At 70.7% G+C, this 15510-nt stretch carries 13 protein-coding genes and 5 tRNA genes; 5 read left to right on the top strand and 13 right to left on the bottom strand.

Features of this window, described 5'->3' with window-relative positions:
- Window positions 1-497: 497 nt before the first annotated feature.
- Window positions 498-704, top strand: a complete 207-nt coding sequence (gene bldC / locus SZN_RS08950) for a developmental transcriptional regulator BldC (RefSeq protein WP_003949541.1) — start codon at window positions 498-500, stop codon at window positions 702-704.
- Window positions 705-1232: 528 nt separating this feature from the next.
- Here the strand turns inward: bldC and SZN_RS38390 are convergent.
- The 7 genes from SZN_RS38390 to SZN_RS08915 form a co-directional block, all read right to left on the bottom strand.
- Window positions 1233-1427, bottom strand: coding sequence for a DUF6274 family protein (locus SZN_RS38390; RefSeq protein ID WP_078508508.1), 195 nt, complete (start codon window positions 1425-1427; stop codon window positions 1233-1235).
- Window positions 1428-1655: 228 nt separating this feature from the next.
- A tRNA-Asp gene (locus SZN_RS08940) sits at window positions 1656-1730 on the bottom strand.
- 93 nt (window positions 1731-1823) lie between these two features.
- A complete protein-coding gene (hrpA, locus tag SZN_RS08935; RefSeq protein ID WP_007493492.1) occupies window positions 1824-5801 on the bottom strand; it encodes an ATP-dependent RNA helicase HrpA in 3978 nt (1325 codons plus the stop codon).
- Window positions 5802-5964: 163 nt separating this feature from the next.
- Window positions 5965-6038: transfer RNA gene (locus tag SZN_RS08930), tRNA-Phe, on the bottom strand.
- Window positions 6039-6063: 25 nt separating this feature from the next.
- Window positions 6064-6138, bottom strand: a tRNA-Asp gene (locus tag SZN_RS08925).
- A gap of 37 nt (window positions 6139-6175) precedes the next feature.
- A tRNA-Glu gene (locus SZN_RS08920) sits at window positions 6176-6248 on the bottom strand.
- A gap of 80 nt (window positions 6249-6328) precedes the next feature.
- A complete protein-coding gene (locus tag SZN_RS08915) occupies window positions 6329-7891 on the bottom strand; it encodes a metallophosphoesterase family protein (protein WP_043729418.1) in 1563 nt (520 codons plus the stop codon).
- Between the two features lie 82 nt (window positions 7892-7973).
- Between SZN_RS08915 and SZN_RS08910 the strand changes: the two genes are divergently transcribed.
- The 4 genes from SZN_RS08910 (at window position 7974) to SZN_RS08895 (ending at window position 11815) form a co-directional block, all read left to right on the top strand.
- The gene (locus SZN_RS08910; RefSeq protein WP_007493488.1) at window positions 7974-8324 is read left to right on the top strand and encodes a metallopeptidase family protein; all 351 of its coding nucleotides are present in this window, start codon (window positions 7974-7976) and stop codon (window positions 8322-8324) included.
- Window positions 8325-8470: 146 nt separating this feature from the next.
- Complete coding sequence (locus SZN_RS08905; protein WP_043729415.1) at window positions 8471-9001, top strand: hypothetical protein; 531 nt, start codon at window positions 8471-8473, stop codon at window positions 8999-9001.
- A gap of 331 nt (window positions 9002-9332) precedes the next feature.
- Window positions 9333-11552, top strand: coding sequence for a DEAD/DEAH box helicase (locus SZN_RS08900; RefSeq protein ID WP_043729412.1), 2220 nt, complete (start codon window positions 9333-9335; stop codon window positions 11550-11552).
- A gap of 190 nt (window positions 11553-11742) precedes the next feature.
- Window positions 11743-11815, top strand: a tRNA-Lys gene (locus SZN_RS08895).
- 168 nt (window positions 11816-11983) lie between these two features.
- On the opposite strand, the gene SZN_RS08890 is transcribed toward SZN_RS08895, so the two are convergent.
- The 6 genes from SZN_RS08890 to SZN_RS08865 form a co-directional block, all read right to left on the bottom strand.
- Complete coding sequence (locus tag SZN_RS08890; protein WP_007493483.1) at window positions 11984-12082, bottom strand: hypothetical protein; 99 nt, start codon at window positions 12080-12082, stop codon at window positions 11984-11986.
- 309 nt (window positions 12083-12391) lie between these two features.
- A complete protein-coding gene (locus SZN_RS08885; RefSeq protein ID WP_007493480.1) occupies window positions 12392-12766 on the bottom strand; it encodes a hypothetical protein in 375 nt (124 codons plus the stop codon).
- A 19-nt stretch (window positions 12767-12785) separates the two neighbouring features.
- Complete coding sequence (locus SZN_RS08880) at window positions 12786-13373, bottom strand: class IV adenylate cyclase (protein WP_007493478.1); 588 nt, start codon at window positions 13371-13373, stop codon at window positions 12786-12788.
- Window positions 13374-13384: 11 nt separating this feature from the next.
- The gene (locus SZN_RS08875) at window positions 13385-14047 is read right to left on the bottom strand and encodes a class I SAM-dependent methyltransferase (RefSeq protein ID WP_007493476.1); all 663 of its coding nucleotides are present in this window, start codon (window positions 14045-14047) and stop codon (window positions 13385-13387) included.
- On the bottom strand, window positions 13965-14537 hold the full coding sequence (locus tag SZN_RS08870) for a P-loop nucleotide/nucleoside kinase family protein (RefSeq protein WP_007493474.1): 573 nt from the start codon (window positions 14535-14537) through the stop codon (window positions 13965-13967). Before SZN_RS08870 ends, SZN_RS08875 begins: the two co-directional genes overlap by 83 nt.
- Before the next feature lie 61 nt (window positions 14538-14598).
- Entirely contained in the window at window positions 14599-15501 is a 903-nt protein-coding gene (locus SZN_RS08865) for a radical SAM protein (RefSeq protein WP_007493470.1), read from the bottom strand.
- Between the last annotated feature and the right edge of the window lie 9 nt (window positions 15502-15510).

The following is a 15510-nucleotide window of genomic DNA, read 5'->3' as shown; positions in this document are numbered from 1 at the left end:
CGCCCGTTCTGGGGTTTCGTGCTCGCTCTGAGGCGCTTGATGTCTCGTCAACAAGGGGCGTAGAGCGCGATCCGGACGTATCCATCGAGGCTGTGTCAACGGACCCAAGCGTGATGGACCGCACTTACGCGGGCCTTGCGCCCCTAACCCCCCCTCGTGCCAAAATAGGACAAGGAGTCCGGGGAGGACTCTCTCTCGACATTGCACGCTTTGGGGGGTCTTGTGACTCCTGCGCGCCACTGTGACTGATCGTCACAGTGGCGTGACTGTCCGCTATGGCATGGTCCATCGGCTTCCGTCGCTGATGACTACCTGGGAGGGCAATTCCATCGGTTTGGCCGACGCGGCTGGACAGATGGTGTAGTTGTAGTGCCGAGGACAAGCCGTTCGTCCTATAACCGACTCGACCCGCGTCCGCCATTTCGGGCAACGCGGGTCAAGGTGCAGAATTTAGAGGAAAGAACCGAGAAGGTTCGGTTCTCCCGAGGAGGCCGCTCATGACCGCTCGCACCCCTGATGCCGAGCCGCTGCTGACCCCGGCTGAGGTCGCCACCATGTTCCGTGTGGACCCGAAGACGGTCACGCGGTGGGCGAAGGCCGGGAAGCTCACGTCCATCCGTACGCTCGGCGGGCACCGCCGCTACCGCGAGGCCGAGGTGCGCGCTCTGCTCGCGGGCATCCCGCAGCAGCGCAGCGAGGCCTGAACAACTCCATAAGCGGGCAAAGCGGCAGTTCCCCCAACTCGCCGAGGTGCCCGCACCACAGCTCCACACGACGCGGGTTCTGCCCCAACAGAGCCCATGCCCGAGCCGATCAGAGCTCTTCAGGCAAGCAACGTGGGTGTGTCGTCGATCGCGCTGGACTCCGCCGGGTCCAGCGCGATCTTTTTTGTGCGCCGACCGCGGCCTGCCGCGGGGCCGGCCGGTGGGTCGTGGGCGGCCTTGCCGGAGTCCGGAAAGGGGTGTCGGATCTCCCTCGGGAGCGGCCGGAGATCTCCCGCGGGCCCGCCCCGGGCGGTCGCTCGGCGTGTCCGGGCGACCGGTGGAACCTGGTGCAATTGCACATATTAAATTGACCAGTTGTAGGTGAGGTGTAAGGGGAGCGCTCCCGGAAACTGATGCCGTGACACCCGTCACATACCGGAGCGCTTGTTGCCGCTGGCCTATGTGCGCTAAAGGGAGGAGCAGACTCCAGTTCCCCGCGGTGGAACGGGAGTTGACCTTGCCCCGGGCTCACGCGGGGGTCGGCGCCTCGCCCTCGGCGGTCGGCTCCGCGGCCGGCCGTGACGTGCCCGGCGGGCTGTCCATCGCCAGCCGCAGCAGGCGGTGGCAGATCGGGCAGTGGCGGGTGCGATGCCGATACGAGGAGGCGGCCGACAGGTGGGCGCGGAGCAGGGCCCGCGTTTCGTGCCTAGTCGATGCCGCCATACGCCACCTCCAGGGGGCCGCACGGGAAAGGGGGCCCTGTCTTCTGGGTACCCAGTGAATGTGACTCCGTCAAGGCCGCGGGAGCCCGCGCCGGCGGCGCCGGGGCCCCTGGGGGCGCGGGTGCCGCTGAGGCGCCGCCGCGGGCCTGCACGACCCCGAGCGGGGGTGCGGCAGCGCGGACATGACGAAGGCCCGCCCCCTTGCGAGGGGCGGGCCTTCGTACTGCTGCGGTCCTGACGGGATTTGAACCCGCGGCCTCCACCTTGACAGGGTGGCGAGCACTCCAAACTGCTCCACAGGACCTGGTTTCGCCGCGCCATTCGTGCGGTGCGCTGCGAGAAGAGACTGTACAGGAGGGTGGGTCCCGGGTCGAACTCACCCTCTGTGCAAGTCCCGTCACGGAGCAAGTGCGTCGATCGCCTTCACGATCCGCTTGTCCGAGACCGGGTACGCGGTGCCGAGCGCGTGGGCGAAGTAGCTGACGCGCAGCTCCTCCAGCATCCAGCGGACGTCCAGCACCTGCTGCGGCACCGGGCGCCCCTGCGGCATCTGCTCCAGCAGCCAGGCGTACTCGTCGCGCATCTCGTGGACCTTCTGCATCCGCGTGGTGTCCCGCTGGACGTTCGTCGGCATCTGCTGCAGACGGCGGTCCACCGCGATCAGATAGCGCATCAGATCGGGCAGCCGACGCAGTCCCGCGGCCGTCACGAAACCGGGCTTCACGAGGGCGTCCAGCTGCTCCCGTACGTCCGTGAGGTTCGCCAGCAGGGCGGGGCTGCGCAGGGCCTTCAGACGGCGCTCGGCGGCCTGCCAGGCGGCCAGCACCTGCTGCACCTGGCCCACCGCGCGCACCGTCGTGTCCACGATCTCCGCGCGCACCTTGTCGTACAGCGCGCGGTACGACTCCTCGTCCCACGCCGGGCCGCCGAAGTCGCCGATCAGCTTGTCCGCCGCCGCCGTCGCGCAGTCGTCGAACAGCGCCTGGACGGAACCGTGCGGACTGGCCGACAGACTGAGCTTCTGGGCGTTCGTCAGCTTCTCGGATGCGAACTTCGCCGGACTGACCGGAATGTTGCGCAGGATCAGCCGGCGGGTGCCCCGCCACATCGCCTGCCGCTGCTCCGCCTCCGTGTCGAAGAGCCGCACCGAGACGGTGTCGCCGTCGTCCACCAGCGCCGGGTACGCCCGGACCGGGTGGCCGGCCCGGCGGGTCTCGAAGACCCGGGTCAGCGAGCCGATCGTCCAGTCCGTCAGCCCCTGGCGCTCCAGGGACGGCCCGCCCTCCCGGGAGGCGGTCGCCGCGGCGGCCTGCGACAGCGCCTGACGGGCCTTCGGCCTCAGCCGGAGCTTGAGCGCCTCCAGGTCCTTGTCCTCGGCGAGCTTGCGGCGCCGCTCGTCGACGATCCGGAACGTGACGCGCAGATGGTCGGGGACCTTCGCCCGGTCGAAGTCGTCCGCGTCGAAGGGCACGCCGACCATGCGCCTCAGCTCGCGCGCCATCGTCACCGTCAGGGGCTCCTGGAGCGGCACCGCCACGTCCAGGAACCGCTTGGCGAAGTTCGGCGCGGGCACGTAGTTGCGGCGCACGGGCTTGGGCAGGGACCGGATCAGCTCGGTCACCAGCTCCTCCCGCAGCCCCGGGATCTGCCAGTCGAAGCCCTCGCCGGTGACCTGGTTGAGGACCTGGAGCGGGACGTGGACCGTCACCCCGTCGGCGTCCGCACCCGGCTCGAACTGGTACGTCACCCGGAACGTGAGCCGCCCCTGCCGCCAGGAGTCGGGGTAGTCGGCCTTCGTGACCGCCTCCGCCGACTCCCGGATCAGCATCGCGCGCTCGAAGTCCAGGAAGTCCGGCTGCTCATGGCGCTTGCGCTTCCACCACGAGTCGAAGTGGGCGCCCGAGACGACGTGCTCGGGGACCTTCTCGTCGTAGAAGTCGAACAGCGTCTCGTCGTCGACCACGATGTCCCGGCGCCGGGCGCGGTGCTCCAGCTCCTCGACCTCGCCGAGGAGTCTGCGGTTGTCGGCGAAGAACTTGTGGTGCGTGCGCCAGTCGCCCTCCACCAGGGCGTTGCGGATGAACAGCTCGCGGCTGGCCTCGGGGTCGATCCGGCCGTAGTTCACCTTGCGCTGGGCGACGATCGGGACGCCGTACAGCGTGACCTTCTCGTAGGCCATGACCGCCGCCTGGTCCTTCTCCCAGTGCGGCTCGGAGTAGGTGCGCCTGAGCAGGTGCTCGGCGAGCGGCTCGACCCACTCCGGCTCGATCCGCGCGTTGACGCGGGCCCACAGCCGGGACGTCTCCACGAGCTCCGCCGACATCACGAACCGCGGCGGCTTCCGGAACAGCGCCGAGCCCGGGAAGACCGCGAACTTGGCGCCGCGGGCGCCGAGATACTCGCCCCGGCCGCCGTCCTTGCGCCCGGCCGCGCCGGAGTCCTTGGACTCCTTCACGTCCTTCATGCCGATGTGGGACAACAGGCCGGCCAGCAGCGAGACATGGACGCGGTCGGCGGGGGCGTCGTCCTCGTTGAGGTGGATGCCCATCTGCTTGGCGACGGTGCGCAGCTGGGTGTAGATGTCCTGCCACTCGCGGATGCGCAGGAAGTTCAGGTACTCCTGCTTGCACATGCGGCGGAACGAGGACGAGCCGCGCTCGCGCTGCTGCTCGCGCACATAGCGCCACAGGTTCAGGAAGGCGAGGAAGTCGCTGGTCTCGTCGCGGAAGCGGGCGTGCTGCTGATCGGCCTGGGCCTGCTTGTCGGCCGGGCGCTCGCGCGGGTCCTGGATGGAGAGCGCGGCCGCTATGACCATGACCTCGCGGACACAGCCGTTGCGGTCGGCCTCCAGGACCATCCGGGCCAGCCGCGGGTCGACGGGCAGCTGGGCCAGCTTGCGGCCGGTGTCCGTCAGCCGCTTGCGGACGTCCTGCTGCGCCGGGTCGAGCGCGCCGAGCTCCTGGAGGAGCTGGACGCCGTCGCGGATGTTGCGGTGGTCCGGCGGGTCGATGAACGGGAACCTCTCGATGTCGCCGAGCCCGGCCGCGGTCATCTGGAGGATGACGGAGGCGAGGTTGGTGCGCAGGATCTCCGCGTCCGTGAACTCCGGGCGGCCCGCGAAGTCCTCCTCGGAGTACAGCCGTACGCAGATGCCGTCGCTGGTGCGGCCGCAGCGGCCCTTGCGCTGGTTGGCGCTGGCCTGCGACACCGGCTCGATGGGCAGCCGCTGCACCTTGGTGCGATGGCTGTAGCGGCTGATCCGGGCGAAGCCGGGGTCGATGACGTACTTGATGCCCGGGACCGTCAGGGAGGTCTCCGCGACGTTGGTCGCCAGCACGATCCGGCGGCCGGAGTGCTGCTGGAAGACGCGGTGCTGCTCGGCGTGGGACAGGCGCGCGTACAGCGGCAGCACCTCGGTGAACCGGTACCTCTTCTTCTCCAGCGCGTCGGCGGTGTCCCGGATCTCCCGCTCGCCGGACAGGAAGACGAGGATGTCGCCCTGCCCCTCGCCCATCAGCTCCTCGACCGCGTCCGTGATCGCGGTGATCTGGTCGCGGTCGGAGTCCTCGGAGTCCTCTTCGAGCAGCGGGCGGTAGCGCACCTCGACCGGGTACGTGCGCCCGCTGACCTCCACGATCGGGGCGTCGCCGAAGTGCCGGGAGAACCGCTCGGGGTCGATCGTCGCCGAGGTGATGACGACCTTGAGGTCGGGCCGGCGCGGCAGCAGCTGCGCGAGATAGCCCAGCAGGAAGTCGATGTTGAGGGACCGCTCGTGGGCCTCGTCGATGATGATCGTGTCGTAGGCGCGCAGCTCGCGGTCGGTCTGGATCTCGGCGAGCAGGATGCCGTCGGTCATCAGCTTGATGAAGGTGCCGTCCGGGTTCACCTGGTCGGTGAAGCGCACCTTCCAGCCGACGGACTCCCCGAGCGGGGTGTCCAGCTCCTCGGCCACCCGCTCGGCGACGGTACGGGCCGCGATCCGGCGGGGCTGGGTGTGGCCGATCATGCCGCGCACCCCGCGGCCGAGTTCGAGGCAGATCTTCGGGATCTGCGTGGTCTTGCCGGACCCCGTCTCGCCCGCGACGATCACCACCTGGTGGTCGCGGATCGCGGCGGCGATCTCGTCCTTCTTCCGGCTGACCGGAAGCTGCTCGGGATAGCCGACCGCCGGGACGCGGGAGCGCCGCGCGGCCATGCGCTCCTCACCCCTGGCGATGTCCGTCTCGATCTCGGCGAGGACGGCGGCGCGCGCCTCGGGCTTGCGGATCTTGCGCGCGCCTTCGAGCCGCCGCCCGAGCCGGTGCGCGTCGCGCAGCGAGAGCTCGGTCAGACGGGAGGCGAGGGCGCCGACGGCGGGGGCAGGGTGCGTAGACATACGCGGTCCAGGATCTCATCCCGCCGAAATCCGTGGCGAACGCTTTTGTCGGCGCGGTCGGGGAGGTCCGGACACCGCCGGAAGCGCGGCCTGCCGTGCGGCCTGAAGCGTGCCCGGACATGCGAGAACCCCCGCCGATCGCTCGACGGGGGTTCTCCCGGTGTGGCTGGGGCCGGGGTCGAACCGGCGACCTATCGCTTTTCAGGCGATCGCTCGTACCAACTGAGCTACCCAGCCGTGAGAGTCTCGGAAGACCTCACTGCGGTCCTGACGGGATTTGAACCCGCGGCCTCCACCTTGACAGGGTGGCGAGCACTCCAAACTGCTCCACAGGACCTTGCGTTGCGTGCAACAGTGTTGCACACCGTACTGCGTGCCCCCAACGGGATTCGAACCCGTGCTACCGCCTTGAAAGGGCGGCGTCCTAGGCCGCTAGACGATGAGGGCTATCGGCCCGCCTGGGCGCTTCTCAGCGCGTCGGGGACGTGAGAAGCATATGGGATGTCGGGAGGTATCGCCAAAACGGTTTACCGGCCGGGGCTCGGCGACATCGTGCCCCCCGCGGGGGCGCCCGGCTGGTTCTCCTCGACCAGGTTGCGCCGCACCTCCGCCGTGGTCAGGCCGAGGCCGCCGAGCTCGATCTCGTCCCACGCCTGGAGGCGGCGGCTGTCGCGGTCGAAGTAGAGCACCGACGTCTGGATGGGGTCGGGCTTCGCGCCCTCCACCGCCCGCAGACCGCTGCCGCCGGTGGAGCCCTCCAGACGCAGGCGGGTGCCGTACTTCATGACCTCCGTGCGCTGGCGGTGGAAGTGCCCGGCCAGGGCCAGCGGGACCTCGCCGTCGGTCCGGGACACGGCCGCGGGTTCGTGGGCGACGGCCACGTCGACGGGGGTCCCGGCGGCCTTCTGGTCGCGCAGCGCCGAGGCCAGGCGGGCGCCGGCGATCTCGTTGGCGGCGTCACCGCCCGCGGGCCGGGAGCGGTTCGGGGTGAACTGGGGGTCGCCGATGCCCGCGAAGCGCAGGCCCGCGATCGTCTTCGCCCTGCCGTCGTCGAGGACGTGGACGTTCTTCAGGCCCCGGATGTAGCGCTGGGTGGCCTGCGAGTCGTGGTTGCCGCGCACCCAGACGTAGGGCGCCCCGAGGTCCTCGATCGGGTCCAGGAAGCCGTTCTCGGCGGTGGAGCCGTGGTCCATGGTGTCGCCGGTGTCGACGATCACGTCCACCTTGTACTGCCGGACGAGCGAGGCGATGATCTTCCAGCTCGCCGGGTTGAGATGGATGTCGGACACCTGGAGGACGCGGATGGTGCTCGGGTCCGGGGCGTACGCGGGGAGCGTGGAGGTGGCGTCGTAGAGCTTGGTCACGTTGGTGACCAGGCGGGCCAGCTCCTTCTGGTAGACGTCGAACTCGGTCACGATGCTGCGCGCGTTGCCGACCAGGGACGGGGCCGAGGTCAGCAGGCCCGAGAACTTCGGCTCCAGGACCGACTCCGGGTTCCAGGTGGCGTACGCGGTGCCGCCCGACGCCGCGAGCAGGGCCAGGGCGAGGCCGCCCGCCGCGAGGGCGCGGCGCGGGCGCCGGTAGACGGCGAGGCCGAGGGCGGTGGCGCCGGTGACGACCGCGACACAGCTGCGCAGGGCCAGGTCGCGGGCGCCGTGGGAGACGTCCGAGGCGACCTCGTCCTGGAGCCCGGAGAGCCGCTCGGGGCGGTCGACGAGGGCCTGGGCGCGCTCGGGGTCGAGCTGGTCGACGTTGACGTCCAGGCGGACGGGGGCGGTGTGGCTGTCGAGCTGGAGCGCGCCGAGCGGGGAGACGTTGATCTTCGTGCCGCCGGTGAAGGAGGGGCGCAGCGTCATCGTCGTGTTCATGGGGCCCACCGGGACCCGGACGTTGCCGACGACCAGCAGGCCCAGCCACGCGCCGACGAGGACGACCGCGACCAGGCCCAGGGCGCGCGCCCAGGGGCGGGAGCGGGGGCCGGGCGCGGGCAGCGGCCGCGCCCGGCCGCGCGCACGGCGGGGGACGGGGGCGCGCACGGCCCTGGAAAGACGTCCGGTGACGTTCAGGACTGCGGCGGGGACGCGGGCCATTGGTCCCGTATGCCCAAGTGGGCGGGCGGATATGCGGGGCCGTTCGCGGTCGCGCGGCGGTGCCGTGCCCGACAATGGGCGGGTGCTGGAGATGACGCGCGAGGAGTTCGAGGAACTGGTGGCCGAGGCGCTGGACCGGATCCCGCCGGAACTGACCCGCCTGATGGACAACGTCGCGGTGTTCGTGGAGGACGAACCGCCCGCCGACGACCCCGAACTGCTCGGGCTGTACGAGGGCACCCCGCTGACGGAGCGCGGCGAGTGGTACGCGGGGGTGCTGCCGGACCGGATCACGGTCTACCGCGGGCCGACGCTGCGGATGTGCGCCTCGCGCGAGGAGGTCGTCGAGGAGACCGAGGTGACGGTGGTGCACGAGATCGCGCACCACTTCGGGATCGACGACGAGCGGCTGCACGCGCTCGGCTACGGCTGAGCGGGGCCGGGCGGGGCGTGGCCGGACCGTGTCCCGCGGCGCGTGTCCTCTTGCGGGCGGCGGGAGTTGGGCAGGTTGACTTCTTCGCCCTTCCCCCCGGCGCACGGCCGCGCCTGGGCAGGGGACCCCAACTGGAGGTGGCTCCCGTGCGCCCCTTGTACGTACCCGTCCGTCTGGCCGCCACGGTCGTGGCCGTGGCGGCCGCCGCCGGCTGCATGAGCGTCGGCGACGACGACGGCGGGGGCGCGAAGCCGTCGCGGTCCGCCGGTCAGCGCGCCGGCGAGGCCCCGGACGGCGGCCCCGCGTCCTCGGGCGGCGGCGTGGGCCACGGACCGCACACGGAAGCCGGCGGCAAGCACGGGAAGAAGAAGGGCGACGGCAAGGACGGGAAGGACGCCGACGCGTCGGCGTCGCCCTCGGCCGCCGCCTCGGCCGGGGCGAGCGCGTCCGCGCCGGGCCGGCCGCAGAACCCCGGCGGGACGCCGAAGCCCGGTCCCACCCGGACGGCCGAGCCGACGCCCACCCGGCCGGCGGAGCCCCAGCCGACGCCGACCGAGCAGCCGCCGACGCCCACGCAGACGCCCACGGCCGAGCCGTCGTCGTCCGCGCACGGGGAGGCGGGGCCGCAGCTGGGCGAGCGCGAGCCCGCGCCGGCGGCGGGGTCACCGGCGGGGTGAGGGCCGCGGGGAGGCGGCGGGGCCGGGGCCACCGGGAGGGTGAGGGCCGCGTGATCACCGGCGGGGCGGGCTGTCGGGAGGGGCGGGGCCACCCCGTCGGGACGGGGTGGGAAGTGACGTTGCCTACAGGGGAGGCGGCCGGTTTGCCTTGGGGGGCCTGGGGTGCGTATGGTGGTAGATCGTTTGATCCCATTTGCCCGGCGCCAACGCAGAGCGCGCCGTGTGGCGCGTTCTCTCCCTTGCCGTGGCTGACCGCATTGAGGCGGTCGTATTGCGAATCACGGAGTTGACGGGCGCGTGCCGACGAGACTCCGGAAGGTTTCGCATACGCATGTCCATTTCCAGTACTGATCACGCCGTCGTGCCCTCGAACGACGAGGCGACCGACGAGACGGCCGTGGTGACCGAGACGGCCGAGGCCCCCGCGGAGGCCACCTTCGGCGACCTCGGCCTCCCCGAGGCCGTCGTGCGCAAGCTCGCGCAGAACGGCGTGACCACCCCCTTCCCGATCCAGGCCGCGACCATCCCGGACGCCCTGGCCGGCAAGGACATCCTGGGCCGCGGCCGCACCGGCTCCGGCAAGACCCTGTCGTTCGGTCTGCCGGCGCTCGCGCGGCTGTCCGGCGGCCGGACCGAGAAGCACCGCCCGCGCGCGGTCATCCTCACGCCGACCCGCGAGCTCGCGATGCAGGTCGCGGACGCCCTCCAGCCCTACGGCGACCAGCTCGGCCTGAAGATGAAGGTCGTCTGCGGCGGCACCTCGATGGGCAACCAGATCTACGCCCTGGAGCGGGGCGTCGACGTGCTGGTGGCCACCCCGGGCCGGCTGCGCGACATCATCAACCGCGGCGCCTGCTCGCTGCAGGACGTCGAGGTCGCCGTCCTCGACGAGGCCGACCAGATGTCCGACCTGGGCTTCCTGCCCGAGGTCACCGAACTGCTCGACCAGGTCCCGGCCGGCGGTCAGCGCATGCTCTTCTCCGCGACCATGGAGAACGAGATCAAGACCCTCGTCGACCGCTACCTGAACGAGCCGGTCCTGCACGAGGTCGACGCCGCGCAGGGCGCCGTGACGACCATGTCGCACCACATCCTGATCGTGAAGCCGAAGGACAAGGCACCGGTCACCGCCGCGATCGCCTCGCGCAAGGGCCGCACCATCATCTTCGTGCGCACCCAGCTGGGCGCCGACCGCGTCGCCGAGCAGCTGCGGGACGCGGGCGCGAAGGCCGACGCGCTGCACGGCGGCATGACGCAGGGCGCGCGCACCCGCACCCTCGCGGACTTCAAGGACGGGTACGTCAACGTCCTGGTCGCCACCGACGTCGCGGCCCGCGGCATCCACGTCGACGGCATCGACCTGGTGCTGAACGTGGACCCGGCCGGCGACCACAAGGACTACCTGCACCGGGCCGGTCGCACCGCGCGCGCGGGCCGCACCGGCACGGTCGTCTCCCTGTCGCTGCCGCACCAGCGGCGCCAGATCTTCCGGCTGATGGAGGACGCGGGCGTCGACGCCTCGCGCCACATCATCCAGGGCGGCGCCGCCTTCGACCCGGAGGTCGCCGAGATCACCGGCGCCCGCTCGATGACCGAGGTGCAGGCGGAGTCGGCGGGCAACGCCGCTCAGCAGGCCGAGCGCGAGGTCGCCCAGCTCACCAAGCAGCTGGAGCGGGCGCAGCGCCGTGCCGTGGAGCTGCGCGAGGACGCCGACCGGCTCGTCGCCCGGGTGGCGCGCGAGCGGGGCGAGGACCCCGAGACCGCGGTGGCCGAGGCACAGGCGGCGGAGTCGGCCGAGCCGGTCGAGGCGGCGGTGCCGGAGCAGGCGGCGGCGCAGGCCGCCGACCAGGGCGACCGTGGCGACCGGGGCGACCGTGGCGGGTTCCAGCGCGACCGTGACCGCGACCGCGGTTTCGAGCGCCGGGACCGTGACGGCGACCGGGGCGGCTTCCGCCGCGACGACCGGGGCGACCGGGGTGGGTTCAACCGCGACCGCGACCGTGGCTTCGAGCGTCGTGACGACCGTGGCGACCGGGGCGGTTTCCGTCGTGATGACCGGGGTGACCGTGGCGGCCGTTCGTTCGAGCGTCGTGACGACAGGGGTGGCCGTACCTTCGAGCGTCGTGACGACGGCGGTGGCCGTTCGTTCGAGCGTCGTGACGACCGTGGCGACCGGGGCGGTTTCCGTCGTGACGACCGGGGTGACCGTGGCGGCCGTTCGTTCGAGCGTCGTGACGACAGGGGTGGCCGTACCTTCGAGCGTCGTGACGACGGCGGTGGCCGTTCGTTCGAGCGTCGTGACGACCGTGGCGACCGGGGCGGTTTCCGTCGTGACGACCGGGGTGACCGTGGCGGCCGTTCGTTCGAGCGCCGCGACGAGCGCGGCGGTCACCGGGGCAGCGACCGGCCCTTCAACCGCGAGCGCCGTGACGACCGTCCGGGCTTCCGCTCCGGCGGCCACGAGCGTCCCTACGGCCGCCGTGACGAGCACCGCGGCGGCGGCTCCCTCGGCCGCCGCGACGACAAGCCGCGCTGGAAGCGCAACGGCTGACGCACACCGGTCGGTGACCGGCGCCGGCTGAGCATCCGCGAGGGCCCGTACGACTTGGTCGTACGGGCCCTTCGCGTCCCCCGCGCGGCCCGGCCCCGCCACCGCCCCGCACGGCCGACGCGGCCGTGACCCCGATACCCGATCGGAACGGCGGCCACGTGCAGCTATGCTCGGGGTGGCAACATCGCCTGGGCCCTTAGCTCAATTGGCAGAGCAGTGGACTTTTAATCCATTGGTTGTGGGTTCGAGTCCCACAGGGCCTACCGGCGGTAGGCGGGGGATATGCCCTCTGACCTGCTACACAGCGTCCGGGTCGACTTCGGTCGGCTCGGGCGCTGACTCGTTTTTGGGGTCGTGCGTGAGCGGATGTGCTGGTGAAGGCTGTCTGCCCGGCGAGCGCGGTGCTGAGGAACAGAGGTGGCGAGAGGACGTCATCCCAAAGCGCGTTCGTCGGTGGTCAGCCGGTCGTCGCGCTCGCCGGCGTCCGCCTCGGCCTGGCGGATCCACCCGCGCAGGGCCTCGGGATGCACGCCGAGATCGACCGCGAGCTTCTTGATCTGCGGCTTGGGACCGGAGCTGCCTTACATCCGTACCGCACGCTCACGCAACTCCAGCGAGTACTTTCTGGGGGCGGCCATGGTCGATGTTCCTCTCATGAGTCCCATCTGACCTTCTGTCAACACACTCCGCATCTCGGGGGAACCTCAGTGAAACGGTCGCTGCGTTGTCAGGCCGTTCGTCTCGGGGCCTCCGTCGAAGGCGCGCACGCCAAGGACCCGCCCCGGCCACGGGCTCTCGCTGCGGGGGACAGCTGGCACCAGCGTGACCGGGGCGGGGGCTTAATTACGGCGGAAGAGCCTGCTCTGGCCCCGATGCCTGCCGGTTCTCCTGCCGGAGGCCGACTGCCCCACCTCGGCGGATTCGCTCGGCCGGGTGGAGCGGGCCGGGCGGTTCTCGTTGAAGAAGGATTGCCAGACCCGTTCCTGCAGCGCGCCGATGCAGGCGCCGCACGCGTACATCGGGGCTTGGGCCCCGGCGACTCTGGCGGGGCCGATCCACAGGACGCGCGTCCACCGCTGTCCGCAGTAGAGCCAGCAGGGTCCGTCGACCCACTCGTTGCCGTCGTCGGTGGCCGCCGGTGAGGGCAGTCCTCCTCGGGCGAACTCGGCGATCCCGGGGATCACCCTGTGCTGTAGGGCGACTTCCGTCAGCATCGCTCGTCTCCCTCCCCGTTCAACGGTCCTGGGCCGTGGGAGAAGCGTCCTTCGGCTTCTCGGCTTCGGAGAACAGGAGCGTGGGCTCGGCGAGGATGTCGCGGCCGGACTCGCTCTTGTAGATCTCGTCGACGCTGCCGAACCGGGCCTCGGAGTAGTCGAGGTCCAGCAGCGCGGCGGCCTGGCGCACCGATGCCTCGTCGGGTCCCTCGATCTCCAGGAAGGTGGGCAGGTCCGGCCAGGTGTCGAAGTCGAAGGCGACTTCGCCCAGGCGCCATTCCTCGCGGTAGTTCTCCTGGTACCTAACCTCGGTGAGGCCGACCCGGCGCAGGATGTCGGCCATGGCGTGCAGGTCGGTGACCTCGGTCTCGATCTCCTTGGTGCCGTCGATCGTCGTGGCGTCGGTGACCTGCTTGAGCGTGAGCGTCGAGCGGGTGCCCTCGTCCCGCAGACGGATCCAGGCTCCACCGTCGAGGGAGTCGTTCTCGAAGATCTTGCGGGTGAGGAGCGTGCGGGGGAATGCCTGGACCGCATTGAGGGCGCTCAGTTTGTTCTGGAGGCCGGCGACGTCGACGGCCAGGAACTTCGCCTCGTATTCGTGCTTCATGGGGTCTTCTCTCAGAAGTGGTCGGTGAGGGTGGACGTCCGGGCCGCGAGCAGGAGGCCCATGCGGTGGGTGTGGTCGTGCAACTGGCCGACGTGGGCGCGTTCCGTGAACTCGGTGGTGCGCAGGGTGAGCAGGACCTCCCAGTCGCCGATGAAGTGGGGGTGAAGGCGTTCCGGGGAGGTGTAGTGCTCGATCATGTGGTGGCGTCTTTCGACGGGCATCATGAACTCCGCGCCGAACATGCCGCCTGGGCGGACCAGGCGCTGCATGCGGTCGACGAACTCGCCGAGCGGGCGGTGGTGGTTGGCACTGTAGTGCCACGAGCAGCTCGTCCAGACCGCGTCGCACTGCAGGCCCAGGGGCTCGCCGTCCAGGAAGTCGTCCTCAACGACCTCTACGCGTTCGTGGAGTTCTTCGAGCTTCAGTCGATCGATCAGCCCCAGCGCGTGGGCCTGGCTGTCACCCGGGAGGTGGACGTCGCCCCCGTGGAGGGCGACCGCGTCGCGTTCGATGGCGACGACGCGGTAGCCGGCGGCGGCGAGGGGCAGGACGAACTTGCCGTCACTCGCGCCGACCACCGCGACGGTGGCGTCAGGGGCGACACGTTCCCGCAGCGTGGCGAGGAACTGCGGGAAGAACGTGAGCGTGTGCTCCCACAGGCTCTGAGTCTGCATGGGGGTGCGCTCCTTGCGTCTCGGTATCCATGATCACTCGGAGGACCTCGTCGGGGCTGTGCCCCGTGGTGTCGACGCGATGCATCGGGAACGATGCGTAGGCGTCCGTCACTCGTTCCGTAACGGTCTCGATCAGTGAGTCCCACCGCGACACCGGCTTGTTCCGCCCAGCGAGTCGGCGTTGTCTCTCGTCGTCGTCGCAGACGAGGTGGTAGGTAGCGGGTGTCGGCAGCCAGCTCGGCAGGGTGATACCGAGTTGTGCCCCCAGGGCCCGGTGAGTGGTGAGGCACCGGGCGAAGTAGCTCTCGACGACGACCGGGACGCCGGCGTCGAGGTGGTGCTGGATCTCCTCGGCCGCGGTGAACAGGCCCGAGAGGTAGAAGCACATCCGTGCCTCTACGTTCGTCCGCTTGTCCAGCGCCTGCCTGAGCGGCTGGTAGGGCAAAGGGACGGTAGCGACGAGGGCGGCCTGCCGGGCGGCGGCGAGCATGGGCGCCAGGGTGGATTTTCCGGTGCCGGGTAATCCCTCCAGGCTCTCGAAGCGAGGGCGATCAGGCACGGCCGTACACCACGTCCGGTACCGCGAGGGTGAGCTCGTCGACGGACGAGGGCTTGTGGACGATGCGTCCTGCCGTCTTCTCGTACCAGAAGGCGTGCGCGTCCTTGCCCACGGCCTTGCAGGACATGGTCAGCGCACCGCGCGGGTCGACCTCGATGCGGTCGATTTCGCGAGGACCATCGGAGGGGGCGCACGCCTGCGGGGCACCGTCCTCGGAGAGGTCCTCGTCGACGATCACCTCCAAGGGCAGATCGGCTGACGCCAGCTCGTCCCGGAGCCGGCCGTAGGCGGAAGGGGAGGTGACCAGCAGCTCGGGATGATCGGCGGCGTTGCCGACCGGCCGCAGGTGGTGGAGCTTGAGCTGCCGGACCCCGAGCTGTGCCAAGGCCCGTCCGAGGGGCAGGACTTCGGCGATGTTCCGCGTGGTGACGGTCATGGTCGCACCGGTCGGAACGCCGAGATCCCGAGCCAGCCGAAGCGCCTCCAGGGCGCTCTGGTAGCTGCCCTGCTTTCGGATGCCGTCGTTGGTCGACCCGACGCCCTCCAGCGAAACCCTGAGCAGGTCCAGGGAAGAGGCGATCTCGGTCAGACGGCGCTCGATCCGGTACCCGTTGGTGCAGATCTCGACGCGCAGGCCCAGTTCCTCCTTGGCATGGCGGACGACCTGCGCGAGGTCCCGGTGGACGAAGGGCTCTCCGCCGAGCAGGGTCACGGCCTCGGTGCCGTACTGATCCCGCATCAGGGTGAGGAGATCGGCAGCTTCGTCGACGGTGAAGGCGTCGGCGTACTGAAGCCGCTTGCCGTGGAAGCAGTGCAGGCACGTGAAGTTGCAGCGGTAGAGCAGCTGCAGGTACAGCATGCGGATCTTCTTGATCCCGGTGACTTCCTCGATCACTTCGGCTCC

Origin of the sequence: Streptomyces zinciresistens K42 (assembly GCF_000225525.1) — a bacterium.
Lineage (GTDB): Bacteria > Actinomycetota > Actinomycetes > Streptomycetales > Streptomycetaceae > Streptomyces > Streptomyces zinciresistens.
The sequence above is the reverse complement of the archived record's forward strand: the minus strand, read 5'-3'. Positions and strand labels throughout refer to the sequence as shown.